Annotated in this window: 22 protein-coding genes; 9 read left to right on the top strand and 13 right to left on the bottom strand. The window is 61.7% G+C overall.

Features of this window, described 5'->3' with window-relative positions; translation table 11 throughout:
- Window positions 1–123: 123 nt before the first annotated feature.
- On the top strand, window positions 124–717 hold the full coding sequence (locus tag NE851_RS25680) for a LysE family translocator (RefSeq protein ID WP_047610830.1): 594 nt from the start codon (window positions 124–126) through the stop codon (window positions 715–717).
- Here the strand turns inward: NE851_RS25680 and NE851_RS25675 are convergent.
- The 3 genes from NE851_RS25675 to NE851_RS25665 all read right to left on the bottom strand — a co-directional run bounded on the left by NE851_RS25675 (window position 709) and on the right by NE851_RS25665 (window position 3,232).
- The gene (locus tag NE851_RS25675) at window positions 709–1,185 is read right to left on the bottom strand and encodes a DUF2269 family protein (RefSeq protein ID WP_097542175.1); all 477 of its coding nucleotides are present in this window, start codon (window positions 1,183–1,185) and stop codon (window positions 709–711) included. The genes NE851_RS25680 and NE851_RS25675 overlap by 9 nt on opposite strands.
- A complete protein-coding gene (locus NE851_RS25670) occupies window positions 1,185–2,465 on the bottom strand; it encodes an SDR family oxidoreductase (protein WP_127430226.1) in 1,281 nt (426 codons plus the stop codon). Before NE851_RS25670 ends, NE851_RS25675 begins: the two co-directional genes overlap by 1 nt.
- A gap of 74 nt (window positions 2,466–2,539) precedes the next feature.
- Window positions 2,540–3,232, bottom strand: coding sequence for a hypothetical protein (locus NE851_RS25665; RefSeq protein ID WP_127430227.1), 693 nt, complete (start codon window positions 3,230–3,232; stop codon window positions 2,540–2,542).
- 250 nt (window positions 3,233–3,482) lie between these two features.
- On the opposite strand from NE851_RS25665, the gene nthA reads away from it, so the two are divergent.
- From nthA to NE851_RS25650, 3 genes are read left to right on the top strand one after another with little or no spacing between them, the layout of a single operon-like run.
- On the top strand, window positions 3,483–4,133 hold the full coding sequence (gene nthA / locus NE851_RS25660; RefSeq protein WP_254958620.1) for a nitrile hydratase subunit alpha: 651 nt from the start codon (window positions 3,483–3,485) through the stop codon (window positions 4,131–4,133).
- Window positions 4,130–4,789, top strand: a complete 660-nt coding sequence (gene nthB / locus NE851_RS25655; protein WP_254958618.1) for a nitrile hydratase subunit beta — start codon at window positions 4,130–4,132, stop codon at window positions 4,787–4,789. The genes nthA and nthB overlap by 4 nt, the downstream gene beginning before the upstream one ends.
- On the top strand, window positions 4,776–5,144 hold the full coding sequence (locus NE851_RS25650; protein WP_097542178.1) for a nitrile hydratase accessory protein: 369 nt from the start codon (window positions 4,776–4,778) through the stop codon (window positions 5,142–5,144). The genes nthB and NE851_RS25650 overlap by 14 nt, the downstream gene beginning before the upstream one ends.
- Window positions 5,145–5,147: 3 nt before the next feature.
- On the opposite strand, the gene NE851_RS25645 is transcribed toward NE851_RS25650, so the two are convergent.
- The 5 genes from NE851_RS25645 to NE851_RS25625 form a co-directional block, all read right to left on the bottom strand.
- A complete protein-coding gene (locus NE851_RS25645; protein ID WP_254958615.1) occupies window positions 5,148–5,930 on the bottom strand; it encodes an anti-sigma factor family protein in 783 nt (260 codons plus the stop codon).
- Window positions 5,927–6,442, bottom strand: a complete 516-nt coding sequence (locus tag NE851_RS25640) for an RNA polymerase sigma factor (protein ID WP_047610817.1) — start codon at window positions 6,440–6,442, stop codon at window positions 5,927–5,929. Before NE851_RS25640 ends, NE851_RS25645 begins: the two co-directional genes overlap by 4 nt.
- Before the next feature lie 61 nt (window positions 6,443–6,503).
- Entirely contained in the window at window positions 6,504–6,884 is a 381-nt protein-coding gene (locus NE851_RS25635) for a COG4315 family predicted lipoprotein (RefSeq protein WP_047610815.1), read from the bottom strand.
- 157 nt (window positions 6,885–7,041) lie between these two features.
- On the bottom strand, window positions 7,042–7,458 hold the full coding sequence (locus tag NE851_RS25630; protein WP_097542180.1) for a VOC family protein: 417 nt from the start codon (window positions 7,456–7,458) through the stop codon (window positions 7,042–7,044).
- 46 nt (window positions 7,459–7,504) lie between these two features.
- Entirely contained in the window at window positions 7,505–7,840 is a 336-nt protein-coding gene (locus NE851_RS25625; RefSeq protein WP_254958612.1) for a cupin domain-containing protein, read from the bottom strand.
- A gap of 143 nt (window positions 7,841–7,983) precedes the next feature.
- Here NE851_RS25625 and NE851_RS25620 point away from each other — a divergent pair, with 143 nt between their 5' ends.
- Window positions 7,984–8,556, top strand: a complete 573-nt coding sequence (locus NE851_RS25620; protein WP_254958610.1) for a MarR family winged helix-turn-helix transcriptional regulator — start codon at window positions 7,984–7,986, stop codon at window positions 8,554–8,556.
- Between the two features lie 117 nt (window positions 8,557–8,673).
- A complete protein-coding gene (locus NE851_RS25615) occupies window positions 8,674–9,162 on the top strand; it encodes an RrF2 family transcriptional regulator (protein ID WP_047610807.1) in 489 nt (162 codons plus the stop codon).
- Window positions 9,163–9,173: 11 nt separating this feature from the next.
- On the opposite strand, the gene NE851_RS25610 is transcribed toward NE851_RS25615, so the two are convergent.
- The 4 genes from NE851_RS25610 to NE851_RS25595 form a co-directional block, all read right to left on the bottom strand.
- Complete coding sequence (locus tag NE851_RS25610; protein ID WP_097542181.1) at window positions 9,174–10,655, bottom strand: mechanosensitive ion channel family protein; 1,482 nt, start codon at window positions 10,653–10,655, stop codon at window positions 9,174–9,176.
- A gap of 93 nt (window positions 10,656–10,748) precedes the next feature.
- On the bottom strand, window positions 10,749–11,165 hold the full coding sequence (locus tag NE851_RS25605) for a cupin domain-containing protein (protein ID WP_097542182.1): 417 nt from the start codon (window positions 11,163–11,165) through the stop codon (window positions 10,749–10,751).
- A gap of 53 nt (window positions 11,166–11,218) precedes the next feature.
- Window positions 11,219–11,974, bottom strand: a complete 756-nt coding sequence (locus NE851_RS25600) for an SDR family oxidoreductase (protein ID WP_254958604.1) — start codon at window positions 11,972–11,974, stop codon at window positions 11,219–11,221.
- Between the two features lie 68 nt (window positions 11,975–12,042).
- Entirely contained in the window at window positions 12,043–12,522 is a 480-nt protein-coding gene (locus NE851_RS25595; protein ID WP_047610801.1) for a carboxymuconolactone decarboxylase family protein, read from the bottom strand.
- A gap of 132 nt (window positions 12,523–12,654) precedes the next feature.
- Between NE851_RS25595 and NE851_RS25590 the strand changes: the two genes are divergently transcribed.
- Both NE851_RS25590 and NE851_RS25585 read left to right on the top strand, forming a co-directional pair.
- Window positions 12,655–13,581: a LysR family transcriptional regulator gene (locus tag NE851_RS25590; RefSeq protein ID WP_097542184.1), complete on the top strand. Its 927-nt coding sequence runs from the start codon at window positions 12,655–12,657 to the stop codon at window positions 13,579–13,581.
- 90 nt (window positions 13,582–13,671) lie between these two features.
- Complete coding sequence (locus NE851_RS25585; protein ID WP_047610798.1) at window positions 13,672–14,799, top strand: ATP-dependent DNA helicase; 1,128 nt, start codon at window positions 13,672–13,674, stop codon at window positions 14,797–14,799.
- Window positions 14,800–14,839: 40 nt separating this feature from the next.
- Here the strand turns inward: NE851_RS25585 and NE851_RS25580 are convergent, their stop codons facing one another.
- Window positions 14,840–15,532, bottom strand: coding sequence for a MerR family transcriptional regulator (locus NE851_RS25580; RefSeq protein WP_047610796.1), 693 nt, complete (start codon window positions 15,530–15,532; stop codon window positions 14,840–14,842).
- 451 nt (window positions 15,533–15,983) lie between these two features.
- On the opposite strand from NE851_RS25580, the gene NE851_RS25575 reads away from it, so the two are divergent.
- The gene (locus tag NE851_RS25575) at window positions 15,984–16,736 is read left to right on the top strand and encodes a pyridoxine 5'-phosphate synthase (RefSeq protein WP_254958596.1); all 753 of its coding nucleotides are present in this window, start codon (window positions 15,984–15,986) and stop codon (window positions 16,734–16,736) included.
- Window positions 16,737–16,879: the final 143 nt, after the last annotated feature.

The following is a 16,879-nucleotide window of genomic DNA, read 5'->3' as shown; positions in this document are numbered from 1 at the left end:
GGGCCGGCTCGCCATCTTTCAAGTAATCCTGTCACCATGACAATGATGTCATGGCATCGGCAGTTTAGGGCAGCTATGTTGACCTAAATAGACAGGCCGCAAAAAGCTGGCTGGGGAGGTCGGATGCCGCTGGATACGTTTCTCGCCCTCGTTCTCTTTGCCTTTACGACATCGATCACGCCGGGACCGAACAATATGATGCTCTTCGCATCGGGCGTGAACTTCGGCTTCCGCAGGACGATCCCGCATATGTTCGGCATCGGCGCCGGTTTTTTCTCGCTGCTCATCGGCGTCGGCCTCGGGCTCGGCGCGCTTCTGCATACGGTGCCGGCCGTCTATACGGCGCTGAAATTTGCGGGCGGCGCCTATCTCGTCTGGATCGCCTGGAAGATCGCCTCGTCGCGCTCGCTCAGCGAAGGCAGGAGCGGCGTCGAGCCGATGTCCTTCTTCGCCGCTGCCGCCTTCCAATGGGTCAATCCAAAAGCCTGGGTGATGGCGGTCACCGCGATGGCGACCTATACCAATCCGCAACTCTATCTCGTCAGCGTGCTGATCGTCGGTCTCGCCTTCGCGGCGGTCAATGTGCCGAGCGTTTCGACATGGGCAGGCTTCGGCTCGGCGCTCAGGGAATGGCTTTCCGATCCGGTGCGGCTGAAATGGTTCAACATCAGCATGGCAGTGCTGTTGGTGCTAAGCCTCTGGCCGATGTTAAAATAGAGCGATCGACGGCTTCATCAGCATCAGCCAGAAAATGCCGAGGACGGCTGAGAAGGCTGGAAAGCCGAAAGCAAACCAGATGCGGTAAAGGCTGAAATAGGCTGGCGGCAGGGCTTTTCCCGATGCCGCGGCAGCGCGAGCGAGATTGCGCAGCCGGATCTGTATCCAGACGACCGGCAGCCAGAACAGGCCGGTGACGACATAGAGCAGCAGCGACAGCGCAATCCAGCCCTCCGACAGGTCCCAGCCGATCGATCGCGCCAGCAGAGTGCCGGTCACCGGCTGGAGGATGGCCGCGGTGGCGGTGAAGACCGTATCGGCGATGACGACGGTTGCTGAGACATGGGCGATCAGTGCGGGATCGCGCGTGCGATGCGCCATCACCATGAAGAAGGCGATACCGGCGCCGGTACCGAAGAGCACGGTCGCGCCAATGACATGGGCGAGCAGCAGCCATTCTTCAAACATCAGCGTTCATCCAGGATGGCAAGGGCTACCAGCGTCAACAGGATCGACGGCAGCACCTTGACGAGAACCCCGAGCGGATCGAGCCAGAGCGCGGGTTCGAGCAGGCTGGCGCCGGCGAGATAGGCGAGCGATACACCAAGCATGCCGAGAAGGGCGCGTTTCGCCAGGGGACGGACAAGGACGGCGGCACCGAGTGCCACGTCGATCAGGCAGGTTGCAAGCGTCAGCGCTACGGCGGCGCCTGCGGGCATGAAGGGCAGGAAGTGGGCGCTTGCCTGCGTTGGCGCCAGAAGCGGGATGAGACCGGACAACAGCCAGAAGAGCGACAAGCCGGCGATGACGGGCGCCTTTAAGAGATAGAGGCGGGCAAACCACAGGTCCTGAACGCCGGAGGGATTGGCGGCAAGCGTCTCTGCAGCCGAAAGCGTCGGCAGACCCGAAGGCGTGGGGCCTATGCGCACACCTTCGGACATGACGATCATGGCGGTGGAGCGCAGCGGCGAGCGCCAGCCAAGATGACCGGCAATATCGGCAAGCCATGAGACAGGCCGTGCGATCGCTGGTGGGATGGAGACAACACGCGCATCCGGCAGGCCGAGCCAGGCGCGGTGCAATTTGACGAGGCTCGCGAGCGTATGCCGTTCCTCGGCGGCCAGTTCGATATCGCTGCCGGAGGGGAGTGTGCCGGAAACCGCTGCCGAAACGGCGGTAGCGACATCCTCGGCGGCGACGGTGTTGACCGTGCTGTCGGCATGGAGGAGCGGGACGACGAGGGGGAAGGATGCAAGTGCACGCAGAAGCGCTGTGCCGCCATGGGCGTTACGGCCGAGCACGAGGGATGGGCGCAGGATCACGTAAGGCAGGCCGGATGCTGCAAGGGCCGTATCGGCGGCGCGCTTTGTGGCGAGGAAGGGGAGGTTGCTGCCGGCGCCGTCCGTCCGGGCGGAGATCTGTACGATCAGTTTCACGCCGGCTGGTCGCGCCGCTTGCTGGAGCGCGATCATTGCGCGTTGCTGGGTGGCTGCGAGATCGTCTGACAGGCTGTCCTGTAAGGCGCCCGCGCTGTTGATGACCACCTGCTGGCCTTCGAGCACAGAGGACCAGTCGGTTGCATTGGTCATTTTTTCGAGATCGGCGCTGATCCAGCGGATATCGGACTGCCGGACGCAAGCCCGGTCGGGATTGCGGGCAAGGCCGGTCACGGTATAGCCGTCTTTCAGCAACTGCGCTGCGACGGCCGAACCGATGAAGCCTGTAGCACCGAGAATCAGGATGTTCATGGGAGAAGACTATCGAAAAAGGGCATGTCGAGCAGGGAGGCGCACAACGCCCGCGTCGCTTTGATGCCGGACGCTCAAGCGATACTGCGCGGATCGAGTTTTGCCATGGGAACGGCGCATTCGGTGACGATCCGCGCCGCTAGAGACGGGTCGAGCGGTGGTTTGCCAGACACGAAGGCAAGTTCCAACGCCATGCCGATCGCCAAAGGGCGCCTCCTGATGGGGACGAGGTGCCGGTCGAGGATCTCGGCTACCTTGGGCCACAGGCGGCGAACGTAGATGAGGGGAGTATCGCCTGGCCTATGCTCTTCCAACAATCGCGATATTCCGAACTGCGGATGTCCGATGGTTGCGGCTACGTGACGAAACGTTTCCATTACCATCTCTTGCGAGATCAAGCCGCCAGACTGTCTTGCTGCGCCATATGTGAGGTTAAGAAAGGAATCATGGCTTTCGAGAAGGAAGGCATTCGGTAGGTTACCCGCATAGTATCGAGAGCCATCCTTGGTTTCCACGACGACGAGATCAGCGCCGTCGCGAAGCTGTCCAGCGGAGGCAATATCCAGGGCGGCAAGTATGCACGAAAAGCCGCCGACCGAACCCAGGGCTGCGAATAGATCTATCGAATGAACATAGCCGTCCCTCGTCAAGTCCTGAATGAGGCAGTCGAGCAGGACGCGCGCGATCATCCTCGGGCTTTGCAAAGTATCGCCGGCGTCGCGAGGGCGCGGATCGTCAGGGGCGGCGCTATACGCACGGCTCGCCATCCTTTCTCTCTGGGGGACGGATGGAGGGGCGGGAGGGCTGGTTCTACGGCCGAATGTCGGAGTTTTCATGGGTACAATCTGGAGGTGAAACTGTTAACGTTTGGTTAGAGCGGTGACGCGAGCGAGGGCTTGCTTAACAATCCCTATTTGGCTCTTAATCAATGCCATCCATTGAGCCTTCTCGACGAGAAAGACGCTTGGCGGTTCTCCGGCAGGCGCTTAAGATTAAGCCGCTACCCAGGAGAGTGTCATGCGGCACAAAGACTACCATGCACATCATGGCGACGATCACCATGATCATCACCACGACAATCACTATTCCGACATGCAGGCACGTGTGAAGGCGTTGGAAACGTTGCTGACGGAGAAGGGGCTTATCGATCCGGCGGCGATCGATGCGATCGTCGAGACCTATGAGACGAAGGTGGGGCCGAGAAACGGCGCGCATGTCGTAGCCAAAGCCTGGAGCGATGCCGATTTCGCCGACTGGCTGAAGCGTGATGCGACGGCGGCGATCGCCAGTCTCGGCTACACTGGCCGGCAGGGCGAGCACATGCGTGCCGTCTTCAACACGACGGAGACTCATAACCTTGTCGTCTGCACGCTCTGCTCCTGTTATCCTTGGTCGGTGCTCGGCCTGCCGCCGGTCTGGTACAAGGCGCCGGCCTATCGCTCGCGCGCCGTCATCGATCCGCGCGGCGTGCTTGCGGAATTCGGGCTGACGCTGCCGGAGGACAAGAAGATCCGCGTCTGGGATTCGACGGCAGAGCTGCGTTACCTCGTCATTCCCGAGCGGCCGGAAGGCACGGAAGGAATGGACGAACAGGCGCTTGCCGGTCTCGTCAGCCGCGATGCGATGATCGGCACCGCGGTTGCCGCCAGCCCGGAGAGCACACCATGAACGGACCGCACGATCTCGGCGGGCAGATGGGCTTCGGGCCGGTCGCGCCCGAAAAGAATGAGCCCTATTTTCATGCGGCATGGGAAAAGCGGGCGCTCGGCATCACCATCTCCTGCGGCGCTTTCGGCGCGTGGACGATCGATGAAAGCCGGCATGCGCGCGAGAATATTCCGCCGGCCGATTACCTCGCCGCCAGCTACTACGAGATCTGGATCCGCGGCATCGACAAGCTGCTGGAGCGGCACGGCTTTGCGACGCGCGAGGAGTTGCTGTCCGGCCATGCATTGCAGGACGGCGCGGTGCCGAAGCGCGTGCTGAAAGCGGACATCGTGCCCGCCGTTTTGGCAAAGGGTGGGCCTTGCGATCGTCCTGTTAAGACCGCGCCGCTCTTTGTGGTCGGCGCGACGGTGAGGACGAAGAACTTCAACCCGCCGACGCATACGCGCCTACCGCGTTACGCGCGCGCCAGGACCGGTGTGGTCGAAGCAGTACAAGGTTCGTTCGTCTTCCCTGACGACAATGCGCATGGCAAGGGCGAAAACCCGCAATGGCTGTATACCATCGTTTTCGACGGTGCGGAGATCTGGGGCGCGGATGCCGATCCCACGCTGACCGTGTCGATCGATGCCTGGGAGAGCTATCTTGAGCCGGCATGAGACATCGCCGTTGAGGCAATCGCCCAGCCTGCCGAGATCGCCGGAGGGAGAGCCGGTCTTTCCCGAGCCATGGGCGGCCGAAGCCTTTGCCATGACCGTGCACCTGCACGCAAAAGGCCTGTTCAGCTGGAGCCAATGGGCTGAAACGCTGTCCGCGCAATTGCACAAGCCTGGGCGGGCCGAAGATGGCAGCGACTATTTCGACTGCTGGGTGGCGGCTCTCTCGGATCTGATCGTCGGCAACGGCATCGCCGATGCGAAAACGATCCTGGCACTTCAGCAGAGTTGGCAGCGGGCGGCGGAAGCGACGCCGCACGGACGGCCGATCGAGCTCAGCAACGATCCCTCGCGCTGATCCTCACGACGGAAACTGCTTATAGCATTCCTCAGCCACCTTCCGTAGCGTCTCGCGGGAGATTTCGCCGGTGACGGCATAGCCGAGTTCGCCGTCGATCCAGTAAAAGGTCTCGACATTGCCCGACGAGGCGAAGCGGAAGCTCGTCGTGCGATTGTCCGTGTTGCGGCCGACCAGGACAGTCAGGCGCTCGCCGGCCTGATTCTCGTACATGAACATGGCGCCCGGCCTGCCGTCGACCGGCAGCAGGCGGCCGCCGACCAGCTTGAAGCCGAGCGGCTGCAGGTTCGGGATCTTGAGATTCTGGATTGCCAGGCGCTTGCCAAGCCAGGTGGCGAGATGGGTTTCCTCATTAGCGAAGACCTCGACGGGGTGACGAACCTCGGCGGCATAGACCGCGAAGGCGGTTTCAGCCTGTTTCGGCAGAGTTTCGGCGCCGGCAAGCTGCAACTCCGGCTTTTCCAGAAGCGCCGGGCCATAATGGCCGCTGACGGCGCCGAGCGCGAAGACGACGAGGGCGGCCGCAGCGATCGCCCAGCGTTTCGAGCCTGATGGCGCGGCGCGCGGGGGGACGACCAGCAGGGGGTCGGTATCCTTCGCCTGCTCATAACCTGCAAACATCGAGCGGATCGCCCCATTTTGCGCCTGCCATGCGGCGACCATCGCCGCCTCGTCCGGATTGTCGGCCAGGAAGGCCTCGATGCGGGCACGTGTCGTTTCCGGCAACTGGCCGTCGGCATAGGCGTGGAGATCGGCTTCGGTGACGCTCGGATTGGTGTCGTTCATTTCGGTCTCCGAAGCGTAATGATGTTGTCGGCCTTCAGCCGCTCGGCAATGCGCCGGCGGGCGCGCGACAGGCGGGACATGACGGTGCCGATCGGGATGTCGAGCGCGGCGGCGACCTCGCTATAGGTATATCCCTCGATGACCACGAGCATCAGCACGGCGCGGTGTTCTTCCGAAAGGCTGTTCAGCGCATCGTCGAGCCGGGCGCGCTCCAGCGGATCGGTCGGTGGTTCGGAAGAGGCCATATCCTCAGCCGCGTCGAGTTCGATCAGGCCGTCGCGCGCCTTGCCGCGCCGGCCGTTGCGATAGAGATTGGTCATGATGGTCAGGACCCAGCCGCGCAGGTTGAGGCCGCGCCATTGGCCGCGGCGCGTGAGAACCTTCTCGACGCAATCCTGGAGCAGATCCTCGCCATCGGCATCCGAGCGCGTCAGGCTGCGCGAATAGCGTCTGAGCGAGGGCAGGAGGGCCAGGATCTGGCCCTCGAAGGTTTCGGGTGCGGGTATCTTCACGCCGGCTCTCTGGTGATTTGGGTCTGGGCGATCAGGGCCCCTACAATCAGGGCCCCTACAATCAGGGTTTGGCGAGATCCCAGTTGCCGCCGACGCCATCGCCGGTGATGTCGCCGGCCTTCGTGTCCTTGACCCAGAAATAGAGCGGCATGCCGTCCTTGGCCCATTGTTTCGTGCCATCCTTGCGATCGATGATCGAATATGCACCATCGGCCTTGGCGTCGCCAGCGGCCATCAGCGGCGGCCAGTTCTTGGCGCAGTCGTCGTTGCAGTTGGAAACGCCCTTGACGTCCTTCTTGAAGGTGTAGAGCGTCATGCCGTTTTCGCCGGCGAGCACCTTGCCCTTGGCGGAATCGACGGTCTTGACGGGAGCGGCGGCGAAAGCAGCGGTCGCGGCAAGGGCGGCGGCCGCCACGACGGACAGAAATTTCACGGACTTCATGATGTCTCTCCTCAAATTGGGCACGCAATCTTGCGATGCCTGAGATGAGACACGGCACGAGGCAGTTTTATTCCAGGCGCAGGAAAAGTTTTCATGGCGGGCGAGGCGAGCCGAAACCCGCTTCGCCCGCGCAGATCGCATCGGAGCGCCTTGTCGGCTATTGCCCCGTGGCGGACGCCGCCGCCATATCGACCCATACCGCTTCGAATATATGGCCGTCGGGATCTTCGAAGGCGCGGTTATAGAGCCAGCCCATGTCTGTCGGGGCGCGCGGATCGGTCTTGCCGCCGGCGGTTGAGGCCGCCTCGACGATGGCGTCGACGTCTTCGCGACTGTCCATCGTCAGTGCGATCAGCATTTCGCTCGCCTTCTCCGCTTCGGCAACGGGTTTCGGCGTGAAACTCGCGAAGAAATCGCGCGTCAGCAAGTGGAAGATAATCGCCTCGGACCAGACCATATTCGAGGCCTGGTGATCGCTGAACTGTTCGTTCTTGCTGCATCCGATCGCTTCGTAGAAGCGGGTCGCAGCAGCAATGTCTTTTACCGGCAGGTTCACGAAGATCATCTTGGGCATTGCGGTTTCCTCCTCTTTGGGTGTTTTTCGGGGGGACAGTCTCGCCTCACACAAACTCCTGCACGATCGTGTCGCTGGCATGAATGCAGACGATTTCGAGCCGTCCCGTGCCGACATTTTCGAAGCGGTGGTGAACGTTGGCGGCCACGACGACGATATCACCGGGAAAGGCCCGGGTTTTGGCGTCACCAACGGTGAACTCGGCCTCGCCTTTCCGGACGGCCCATGTCTCGGAATAGGGATGGACATGCAGATCGGGGCCTTGGCCGGGCTCGTTGTCGACGAGGAAGAGCGATATCTCGCCGCCGTAATCGTGGCCTTCGAAGCGGACCGTCCTGCTCTGATCCGGCCGTGGTTCCTGGTGTCGAAGAATCCTGAACATCACGTGCCTCCTGCTCGTGCCGTCTGCGAACGCAAACTATCTTTGCGAGAAGATATATTTCTGAAAATTATCTTCCCGTCAAGATATCTTCCGTGAATCGAGTGAAAGGTGTATGTCTCGCCCGTGGTGATATGAGGCAGAGAATGATGGATGGAACTGAAGGGAACGGTGACCGCCCCGAGGATAAGGGCCGCCCGAGCGAGGACCATGTCGACCGGCTGCGCCGGCAATGGACGCTGGAACTGCCCGACCTCGACACGGAGCCGATGGCGATCCTGGGGCGGGCCTTTCGGCTGTCCAACCTGGTGCGCCCCAGCATCGAGGCGACCTTTGCCGATTTTGGCCTCGACCGCGGCGAATTCGACGTGATCGCAGCGCTTCGCCGTTCCGGGCCGCCTTACCGGCTGACCCCAACGGACATGTATTCGGCGCTGATGATCTCGTCGGGAGGCCTGACCCACAGGCTAGACCGTCTGGAGAAAGCGGGCTTGATCTGCCGGGAGAAATCGCCACGGGACGGGCGCAGTGTGCTGGTGGCATTGACAGAAGCCGGCGCCGCACTCGCCGAAAAGGCCTTCCGCACCGATATGGCGAGCGAATCCTCGTTTCTGCAGGCTCTTGACGGACAGGAGCGCGAGGCGCTCGCGGCGCTGCTGCGCAAGCTGATTGCCGGGATTGAGAATGATCAGCCGAGGGGAGAGAGCGAGGCCGGCTGAGGTTCACGGCTCAGGCGGCAACTCGCTGCTTATGCAGGTCGTTTACACCATACCGGTTTTCGGATATGATATATCCTTAATTCCAATGGCCGAGCCAGCCATCACAAGAGTTGCCGAATGATCCTGAAAAGCCAGGTCGAGTGGGCGTTGCATTGCTGCGCCATTCTCGCGGGCCTGCCTGAGGGCAGGTACCTTTCCACCAAGGCGCTCGCCGAGCTTCATGGTCTGCCGAAAGAATATCTCTCCAAGGCGCTGCAGAGCCTTTCGCAGGCATCGCTGGTCAACACCACGCTCGGCCCGAGCGGCGGCTACCGGCTTGCGAGAGCCTCGTCCGAGATCAATTTCCTCGATATCGTCGAGGCGGTCGAGGGAAGTGCGCGCAGTTTCACCTGCACGAATATCCGGGAAAACAATCCATGCCGGGCGGAAGGTTATTGTGACAGCAAGCCTTGCGCGGTCGCCCGCATCATGTGGGAAGCCGACGAGGCCTGGCGCAATACGCTGAGGCGCGTCCGGCTCTCCGATCTCGTCAGCATCCTGTCCGAGGAGGTTCCGGCCGAACTCTGGCAGAGTACCTTCGCTTGGGTGCTGAAGCGCGCAGGCTGAGAGGAAAGGCTCTAAGCCCTGAAGATGGTCCTGATGGTTTTCAGAATGGCGCGCGCGCTGTGGGCCTGTTCCGGGGGCAGGGCGGCGCCGTCGCGAAAGCGCTCGGCGCGGCTGGCAAGGTCTTCGGCGATCTCTTCCGCCAGTGCGGGACGTTCGTTCAGCAGCGGTGCAAAGGCCCCCTGATCGATTTCATAGGCGATCACCGGGGTCAGAGCCTCCAGGGTGCAGACTTCCTGCATGCCCGCGAGCAGTCCGGTCTCTCCGAAGAAATCACCTGGTGCCAGCCGCCCGCGCTCCTGATCTCCGTGGCGCGCCGCGATGATGCCCGCCCGCACCATCATCAGCGACGGCAGCATTTCGCCCTCCCGCACGATGACATCGCCCTTGCGGAATTCGCGCACGGCCGTGGTCTCGGCGAGTTTCTGCTTTTCATCACTCGTCAGCGTCGCAAAGATCGGAATGGCCTCGATCAATTCGAGCGGCGTCACGCGGGGCGGCCGTGCGCTCTCTTCGGTCGGCAGTTCGCCGGTCAGGACTGAGGCGGCGGCAGGAACGGCCAAAAGCAGGCCGGCCGATTTGCAATGGCGATAGACAAGATCGAGCACCTCGTTTCGCGCCGGCACACGCTGGCTGGGGCTCGTCACCCGAAACTGCAGCTCGACCTCCAGCGCCGTGGCATCCAGCGCCTTCAGCGCCACGACCGGCGGCGGCTCGCGCACGATCGAATTGCAGCTCGCCAGCGCTGTCGCCATCACGTGCCGGACCGATGCCGGCATCCGCGTCGGGGCGATGCGGATGGTGAGGATCAAGAGATGGGTCTCGTCCGGCCGGCTTACATTCGTCAGGCCGAGCTTTGCCAGAAAACTGTTCGGCAGAACGACGATATTGTTTGCGCTGGTCAGGATATGCGTCGCGCGCCAGTTGCTTTCGACGACACGCCCCTCCGTGCCGTCGCTGAGGAGGATCCAGTCGCCGATGATGTAGGGCCGGCCGAGCGTCAGCGCGATGCCGGAGAAGACGTCGGCGAGGGTGTTCTGGAGCGCCAGGCCGAGAATGATGGCGACGACGCCCGAGGTCGCGACGAGCGTGCCGATCGGCACGCCGAAGACGAAGGCCAGGACCGACAGGGCCATGCCGATATAGACGACGCCGATGACGAGATCCTGGAGCAGGCGGGCCTCTCGCGGGCTGCCCTCCAGCACCAGATACAGTCTGATGAAACCGATGACGGCCCATGCCAGATGGATCCACCAGAGCGATTTCGCGACGATGACGAGTAAGGCTTGTGGATCCTCGGACTCATATCCTTGAAACCGGTGAGGTTCGATACCGCTGCCGACGAGGATCAATGTCATCGCCGCAAAGAAGAGAATCTGCACCACCAGTCGCGTCGTCGGCCGATGGCTGGAGAGCAGATGCCAGACGACGATACCGGCGAAACCTATCGCAATGAGGGATATCAGAGGCTTGCCGAAGAGCACGTCGTAGATCATCTCTCTGTCTCCGGGATAGGGCGGGCCGCACATGATTCAGCATCTCGGCCGCCCGCGCAAGCATCGGGCTTGCACGGGCGGTATCGGCGGATGTCACTTCTTGAGCGGGTAGGTGAGTTCTTTCTGATTGGTGTCGACGACGAAAACGGCGAGCAGACGGGCGGGTTTGGTCTCGCTGTCGTTGGCGCTGACGCCGTGACGATCGCCCGGCATTTCGGAAAAACTCTCTCCGGCATGATAGACCTTGACCGGGCCGTCATTGACCTGGCTGCGGATCGCTCCTTCGAGCACGGTGGCATAGATGAACGCGGTGTCGGGATGGGTGTGGCCTTCGGAGAAGCCGCCCGGACCGTATTCGACCAGCACGCCCTTGATGCTCTTGCCCGGCACGTTCGGAAGCTCGTGCTCGTAAACGAGGGTGACCTTCGAGGCCTTGTTTGCGTCGTGCGCGCCGGCGCCGGTGGCTGCAAGGCAGGCGAGGGCGACGGCGAGGAATGATGTTCTGATCATCGGAATCTCCATGGGATCGTGGTGCGCAGGGCGCGCATGGCGCCCTGGCAAGATCACTTCGGCTGCGCGGTCTTTGCGAACCATTGCTCGAAGGTGATCGAGCCGAGCCGCGGGTTATTGTCGGAAACGAGCGACTGGTCGTTGAGCCTGGCGCCGAAATATTTTGCTTCGGCATCAGCCTCGACGGTGCGCGGATCCTTCATGGCCTTCAGATATCTGGCGACGAGCTCGCTCAGGCGCGCCCGTTCCGGACCTGATATCTCGATCGTCGCGTTGGCGGGCGGTGAGAGCGCCACATCCGCCATGACATCGGCGACGTCGTCGGATACGATCGGCTGCACATAGGCCGGCGACAGGCGAACCGTCTGGCCGACAGTGCCCGATTGGGCGATGCCGCCGAGGAATTCCATGAACTGCGTCGAATGCACGATGGTGTAGGGAATCCCTGACGCCTTGATCAGCTTTTCCTGGGCGAGCTTGCCGCGGAAATAGCCGCTTTCCTGCAGACGCTCGGTGCCGACGACGGACAGCGCGACATGATGCTTCACGCCGGCCACCTTTTCGACGGCGAGAAGTTTGCGGCCAGAGGTCTCGAAAAATTCGAGCACGGCCTTGTCTTCGAAGGATGGCGAATTGGCGAGATCGAGCACGACTTCGGCGCCTGCGAGCGCGTCGGCCAGTCCTTCTCCCGTGATCGTGTTGACGCCTGAGTTCGGCGATGCGGCTACCACGTCATGTCCCTGCTTGCGCAGACGTTCGACAGTCTTCGAACCGATGAGGCCGGTTCCGCCGATGACAACGATTTTCATAACAGATCTCCGTTCACTGCCGAGATGCGGCAGCGTTAAAATTGAATCTTCTCAATGAATTGCGAAGCTTAGTTCAGTCCTGCCTTGTCGAGGCCGTAAGCCTTGTCGGCCGAGCCGGGCACGGTCTTGAAGCCGACATTGACGCGGTTCCAGGCATTGATGGCCATGACGACGAAGGTCAGGTCCGAGATTTCCTTCTCCGAAAGCTGGCCGCGAACCCGTTCGTAGATCTCCTCGGGAACGCCGCCTTCCGGCAGCTTGGTCAGAGCTTCGGTCCAGGCAAGGGCGGCGCGCTCGCGGGGAAGGAACAGGTTCGATTCCCGCCAGATGGCAACGTGGTGGATCCGTAATTCGCTCTCGCCATAGATCTTCGCCTGCTTCACATGCATGTCGAGGCAAAAGCCGCATCCATTGATCTGCGAAGCGCGGATCTCGATGAGAGCCTGCAGCTTTTCGTCGATCACGCTGTTCTTCAGCGCCATGCTGAATTCCATGAATTTCTTGAAAAGCTCGGGGGACTGCTGGGCGTAGTTCAATCGCTGAGTCATATCGTTTCTCCTCTAATTAAGGATATAAAATATCCTTATGGATATAAGATATCCTTAATTGCTGGACTGTAAAGCCATTCTCGCTTAGTCTGGCTGCATAAGGCCTATGCGCAAAAGTATGAGGGGGCGGGGATGGATATCGTATCGGCATTGCGGACCTTTCTGCGCGTCGTGGAGACGGGCTCGTTCTCGGCGGCGGCGCATGATCTTGACGTGACGCAGCCGGCGGTCTCGCGGCAGGTCGCGGCCCTTGAGGGGCATTTCAACACCCGCCTGCTGCATCGCACGACGAGTGGCCTCTCGCTGACGGCGGAGGGTGAACGGATGCTGCCAATGGCGATGAAGATTCTCGAGGCGGTGGAGGAGCTCGGCGATGCCGCCGGACCGGAAGGTGCCATGGCCTCCGGAAAGGTCAGGCTCAGCGTGCCAGCGCCACTCGGCCTCTATCTCAGTGATCGGCTGGGCGATCTTCTCGCCGCCCATCCGAAACTCTCGGTGGAACTGATGTTCCGGGAACAAAGCTCCGACATGATCGAGGAGCGCCTCGACCTCGAGGTGCGTCTGGGCTCCGTCGCCGACAGCAGCCTCGTTTGCCGGCGGATCGGCTGGACGACGGCCTTCCTCGTCGCCTCGCCCGCCTATCTCGCTCGCAGGTCGCCGCCGCGGACGCCGAAGGACATCAAGGACCATGAATGCCTCTGCTACAGCAGGGCCGGCGATGCCTGTTCATGGTCGTTTTCGAACGGCTCGGAAGACATATCCGTCAGGATCTCGCCGCGGCTGACGGCGTGCAGCGCCGTCGCCATTCATAGGGCGGCCCTTGCCGGCGCGGGCTTGGCGGTGCTCTCCCACATCATCGCCGTGCCGGATATCGCCGCGGGTCGGCTGATCCCCGTCATGAACGACTTTCAACCGACCCGGCTGCCCATTTATGTCGTCTATCCCTCCCGCAGAAACATACCGCTGCGGGTCAAGACGGTTCTGGACTTTCTGACTGATGCCATCGGGCAGGATCCGTCGATGTCAGCAAGCGGAGCGGATCGGCGGTGGGAGGGATGATTGTCGGCCGGGCGGATTTGGCGTCATCGGCCTTGCCGCGTCAGTTTCCGCCTTGCCTAACGCCCGCGAATCCTGCCAAGTCGTGCAATCATGCAATTTGCGCCGCAACAAGACGAAGCCCTCAAGGCTGTTTCGAAATGGCTGAATGAAGGGCGCTCGCCGCTCTTTCGCCTGTTCGGTTATGCCGGAACGGGGAAGACGACGCTTGCCAAGCATTTCGCCGAGAATGTCGATGGCGATGTGCTGTTTGCCGCTTTCACCGGCAAGGCCGCGCAGGTGCTGCGCTCGCGCGGCGCCTCCAACGCCCGGACGATCCATTCGCTGATCTACCGGCCGCGCGGCGAGGAGGCGGTGGAGGACGAGGAAACCGGCAAGACGTCGATCGCGCCGATGTTTTCGATCAACCGGCAAAGCCCGGTCGCCAAGGCTGCACTGATCATCGTTGATGAATGCTCGATGGTCGACGAGGCGCTCGGCAAGGATCTGATGAGCTTCGGCACACCGATCCTGGTGCTCGGCGATCCCGGCCAGCTGCCGCCGGTCAGCGGCGGCGGTTACTTCACCAATCAGGACCCGGATTACCTGCTCACCGACATTCACCGCCAGGCGCGCGACAATCCGATCATCAAACTTGCCATGCAGGTGCGCGAAGGCAATGAGGTGATGTATGGCGATTACGGCACGGCCAAGGTGATCTCGAAGAACGAGGTGACGCAGGATCTGGTGATGAAGGCCGACCAAGTACTCGTGGGCACCAACCGGACGCGCCGCCGCTACAATCAGCGCCTGCGCGAGCTGAAAGGCTTCAATGCCGATTATCCGCAGACCGGCGACAAGCTTGTCTGCCTGCGGAACGATCCGGCCAAGGGCCTGCTCAACGGCTCGCTCTGGCAGGTAATGACCTCGTCGAAGGAAACGACGAAGCCCGGCATCAATCTGCTGGTCCGCCCCGAGGACGACGACATGGACCGCGGCGCTGCCAAGATCAAGCTGCTGAAGCAGGCCTTCGAAGATGTCGAGGGCGAGATCCCCTGGAACACCCGCAAGCGCTACGACGAGTTCGACTATGGCTACGCGCTCACCGTGCACAAGGCGCAGGGTTCGCAATGGAACGATGTCGTGCTGTTCGATGAGAGCTGGGCGTTTCGCGATACGCGGGAGCGCTGGCTCTATACCGCGATTACGCGCGCGGCGGAGACGCTGACGATCGTCCGTTGAGGTTTGGCGGGCAGGAGACGGTGGCGGCCGTCGTGTGTGTTCAGGCCTGCACAATGCCGAGCAGAACCGCCTTGGCGATGGCCTGAAAGCGGTTGTTGGCGCGGAATTTCAGGATGATCCCGGCCTCGAGATCCTTGGTCTCGTCATGTTTCAGGTCGAGCGCCCGAGCGATGCGCTGGGTGGAATAGCCTTCCGCCATCAGTTCCAGGCAACGCCGCTCCTGTGGACTCAGGCTGGCGCTGTCCTGATTGTCGTTCAACGGCGGCTCCTCGATGCTGCCGTCGTAATCCAGGAGGTCGCCGACCTGTTGGAGCTGGCGGTGCAGCGTCGACATCTCGGCGGTCAGCTCGCGCTTGCGTACCTGCAGGGCCTCGCGGAACATTGCCTCGGCCGATTCCTGCGAATCGGCGCTGCGAAGCTCGTCCATCAATTCCTGGATGACGGCGATCGCCATGCCCGTCTCACGGCAAACGGTGATGACGGCCATGCGCATCACGTCGTCCTGCCCGTAGACCCGCATCAGGCCGATGCGATTGGCCGAAATCAAGCCCTTCTCTTCGTAGAAATGCAGTGTCCTGTGTGTCACCCCGAATGCATTGGCCATATCGGCGATGGGCACGGGACCATCAGGTAGATCCGGCGGCAGCGCGGCTGAAGGCAGGAACCGATATTTCGATCGGGCCTCCGAAGCGATACCGGCGGTGGCAAACAGGCGTTTGGAACCGTCTGGCATGAACCCTCCTAGGGCATGTTGTTGCACCTCATGCGGATTTGCCAGTTGCTTCCCATGCGCGGCGAGTGGGGTTTCCTCTAAGCGTTCTTCTCAGTGGGAAAGAAGCAGTACGCGGCGTACTCTACGCGATACGATGTCCACGTTATGCGTGAACGATCTTTTTTATAAGTGCTAAAAATAATCTCTTTTAAATGGGATAGCAACTTTACCGGCATATTTTGCCGGGTTCTTGGGTGTGTCGCACAAAAACATGTGCTGCACTGCGGAATCTCGCGGTCCTCTTCAAGGGTGACGGGATTTACTATCTGCGGTACGCGTGCGGCAAATGCTCAGCGCAATTTCGGTGTCCATCAGCGATTGGCATCGCATCCATTTGTGAATCTCGTTGGCCATCACGGCGCACATGGCTTAAAAGCAGGGCCTCCCATTTTCATGACCGATGGATTTCGCCATGCCCGCCAAGCTCTCCGTGAACCTCAACGCCATCGCCATGCTGCGCAACCGGCGCGATCTGCCGTGGCCAAGCGTCGAAGCGCTCGGGCGGATCGCACTCGCCTCCGGCGCCAGCGGCCTGACGGTGCATCCGCGCCCCGACCAGCGGCACATCCGCTTTTCCGACCTGCCCGTGATCCGCAACCTGATCGACGACGAATTTCCCAAGGCCGAATTCAATATCGAGGGCTATCCCACCGAGGAATTCTTCGAACTCTGCGCCGGGGCGGCGCCCGAGCAGGTGACGCTGGTGCCCGACGATCCCGCGCAGGCGACATCCGATCACGGCTGGGATTTCCGCAAGCACCGGGCGTTTCTGACTGATGCCGTCGCCCGTTTGAAGAAGATGGGATGCCGGGTGTCGCTGTTTGCCGATGGCGACGGGGATGCCGAAGCAGTCGAGATCGCCAAGGCAGTCGGCGCCGACCGGATCGAACTTTATACCGGCCCCTATGGCGGCTGTTACGGCGCGCCGGAACGGGCGGCCCCGATCCTCGACGCACTCGGACGGACGGCGGATGCGGCCCTTGCAATCGGCCTTGCCGTCAATGCCGGCCATGATCTGACAGTTGAAAACCTGCCAGCGCTGGTGAAACGCATTCCCGCGCTTGCTGAAGTCTCGATCGGCCACGGGCTGACCGCCGATGCGCTGGAATACGGCATGGCGGAAACGGTACGGCGCTTTTGCCGGGCCTGCGGGCAGGCAGTTTGATCGGGGCGTTGCCTTCAACGCTTTGACTGGAAGCGGGTTATTACGCTTCTGACTGTGAGTCACACAATGCGTTTTGAAGCAAGAGTCTCCCGCGCCCAAGGACCTGGGCGCGCTGGATTCCTGTGCCTGTCACAGGAATCCAG

The sequence above is a fragment of the Rhizobium anhuiense bv. trifolii genome, assembly GCF_024346605.1.
Taxonomy (GTDB): Bacteria; Pseudomonadota; Alphaproteobacteria; order Rhizobiales; family Rhizobiaceae; genus Rhizobium; species Rhizobium anhuiense.
The sequence above is the reverse complement of the archived record's forward strand: the minus strand, read 5'-3'. Positions and strand labels throughout refer to the sequence as shown.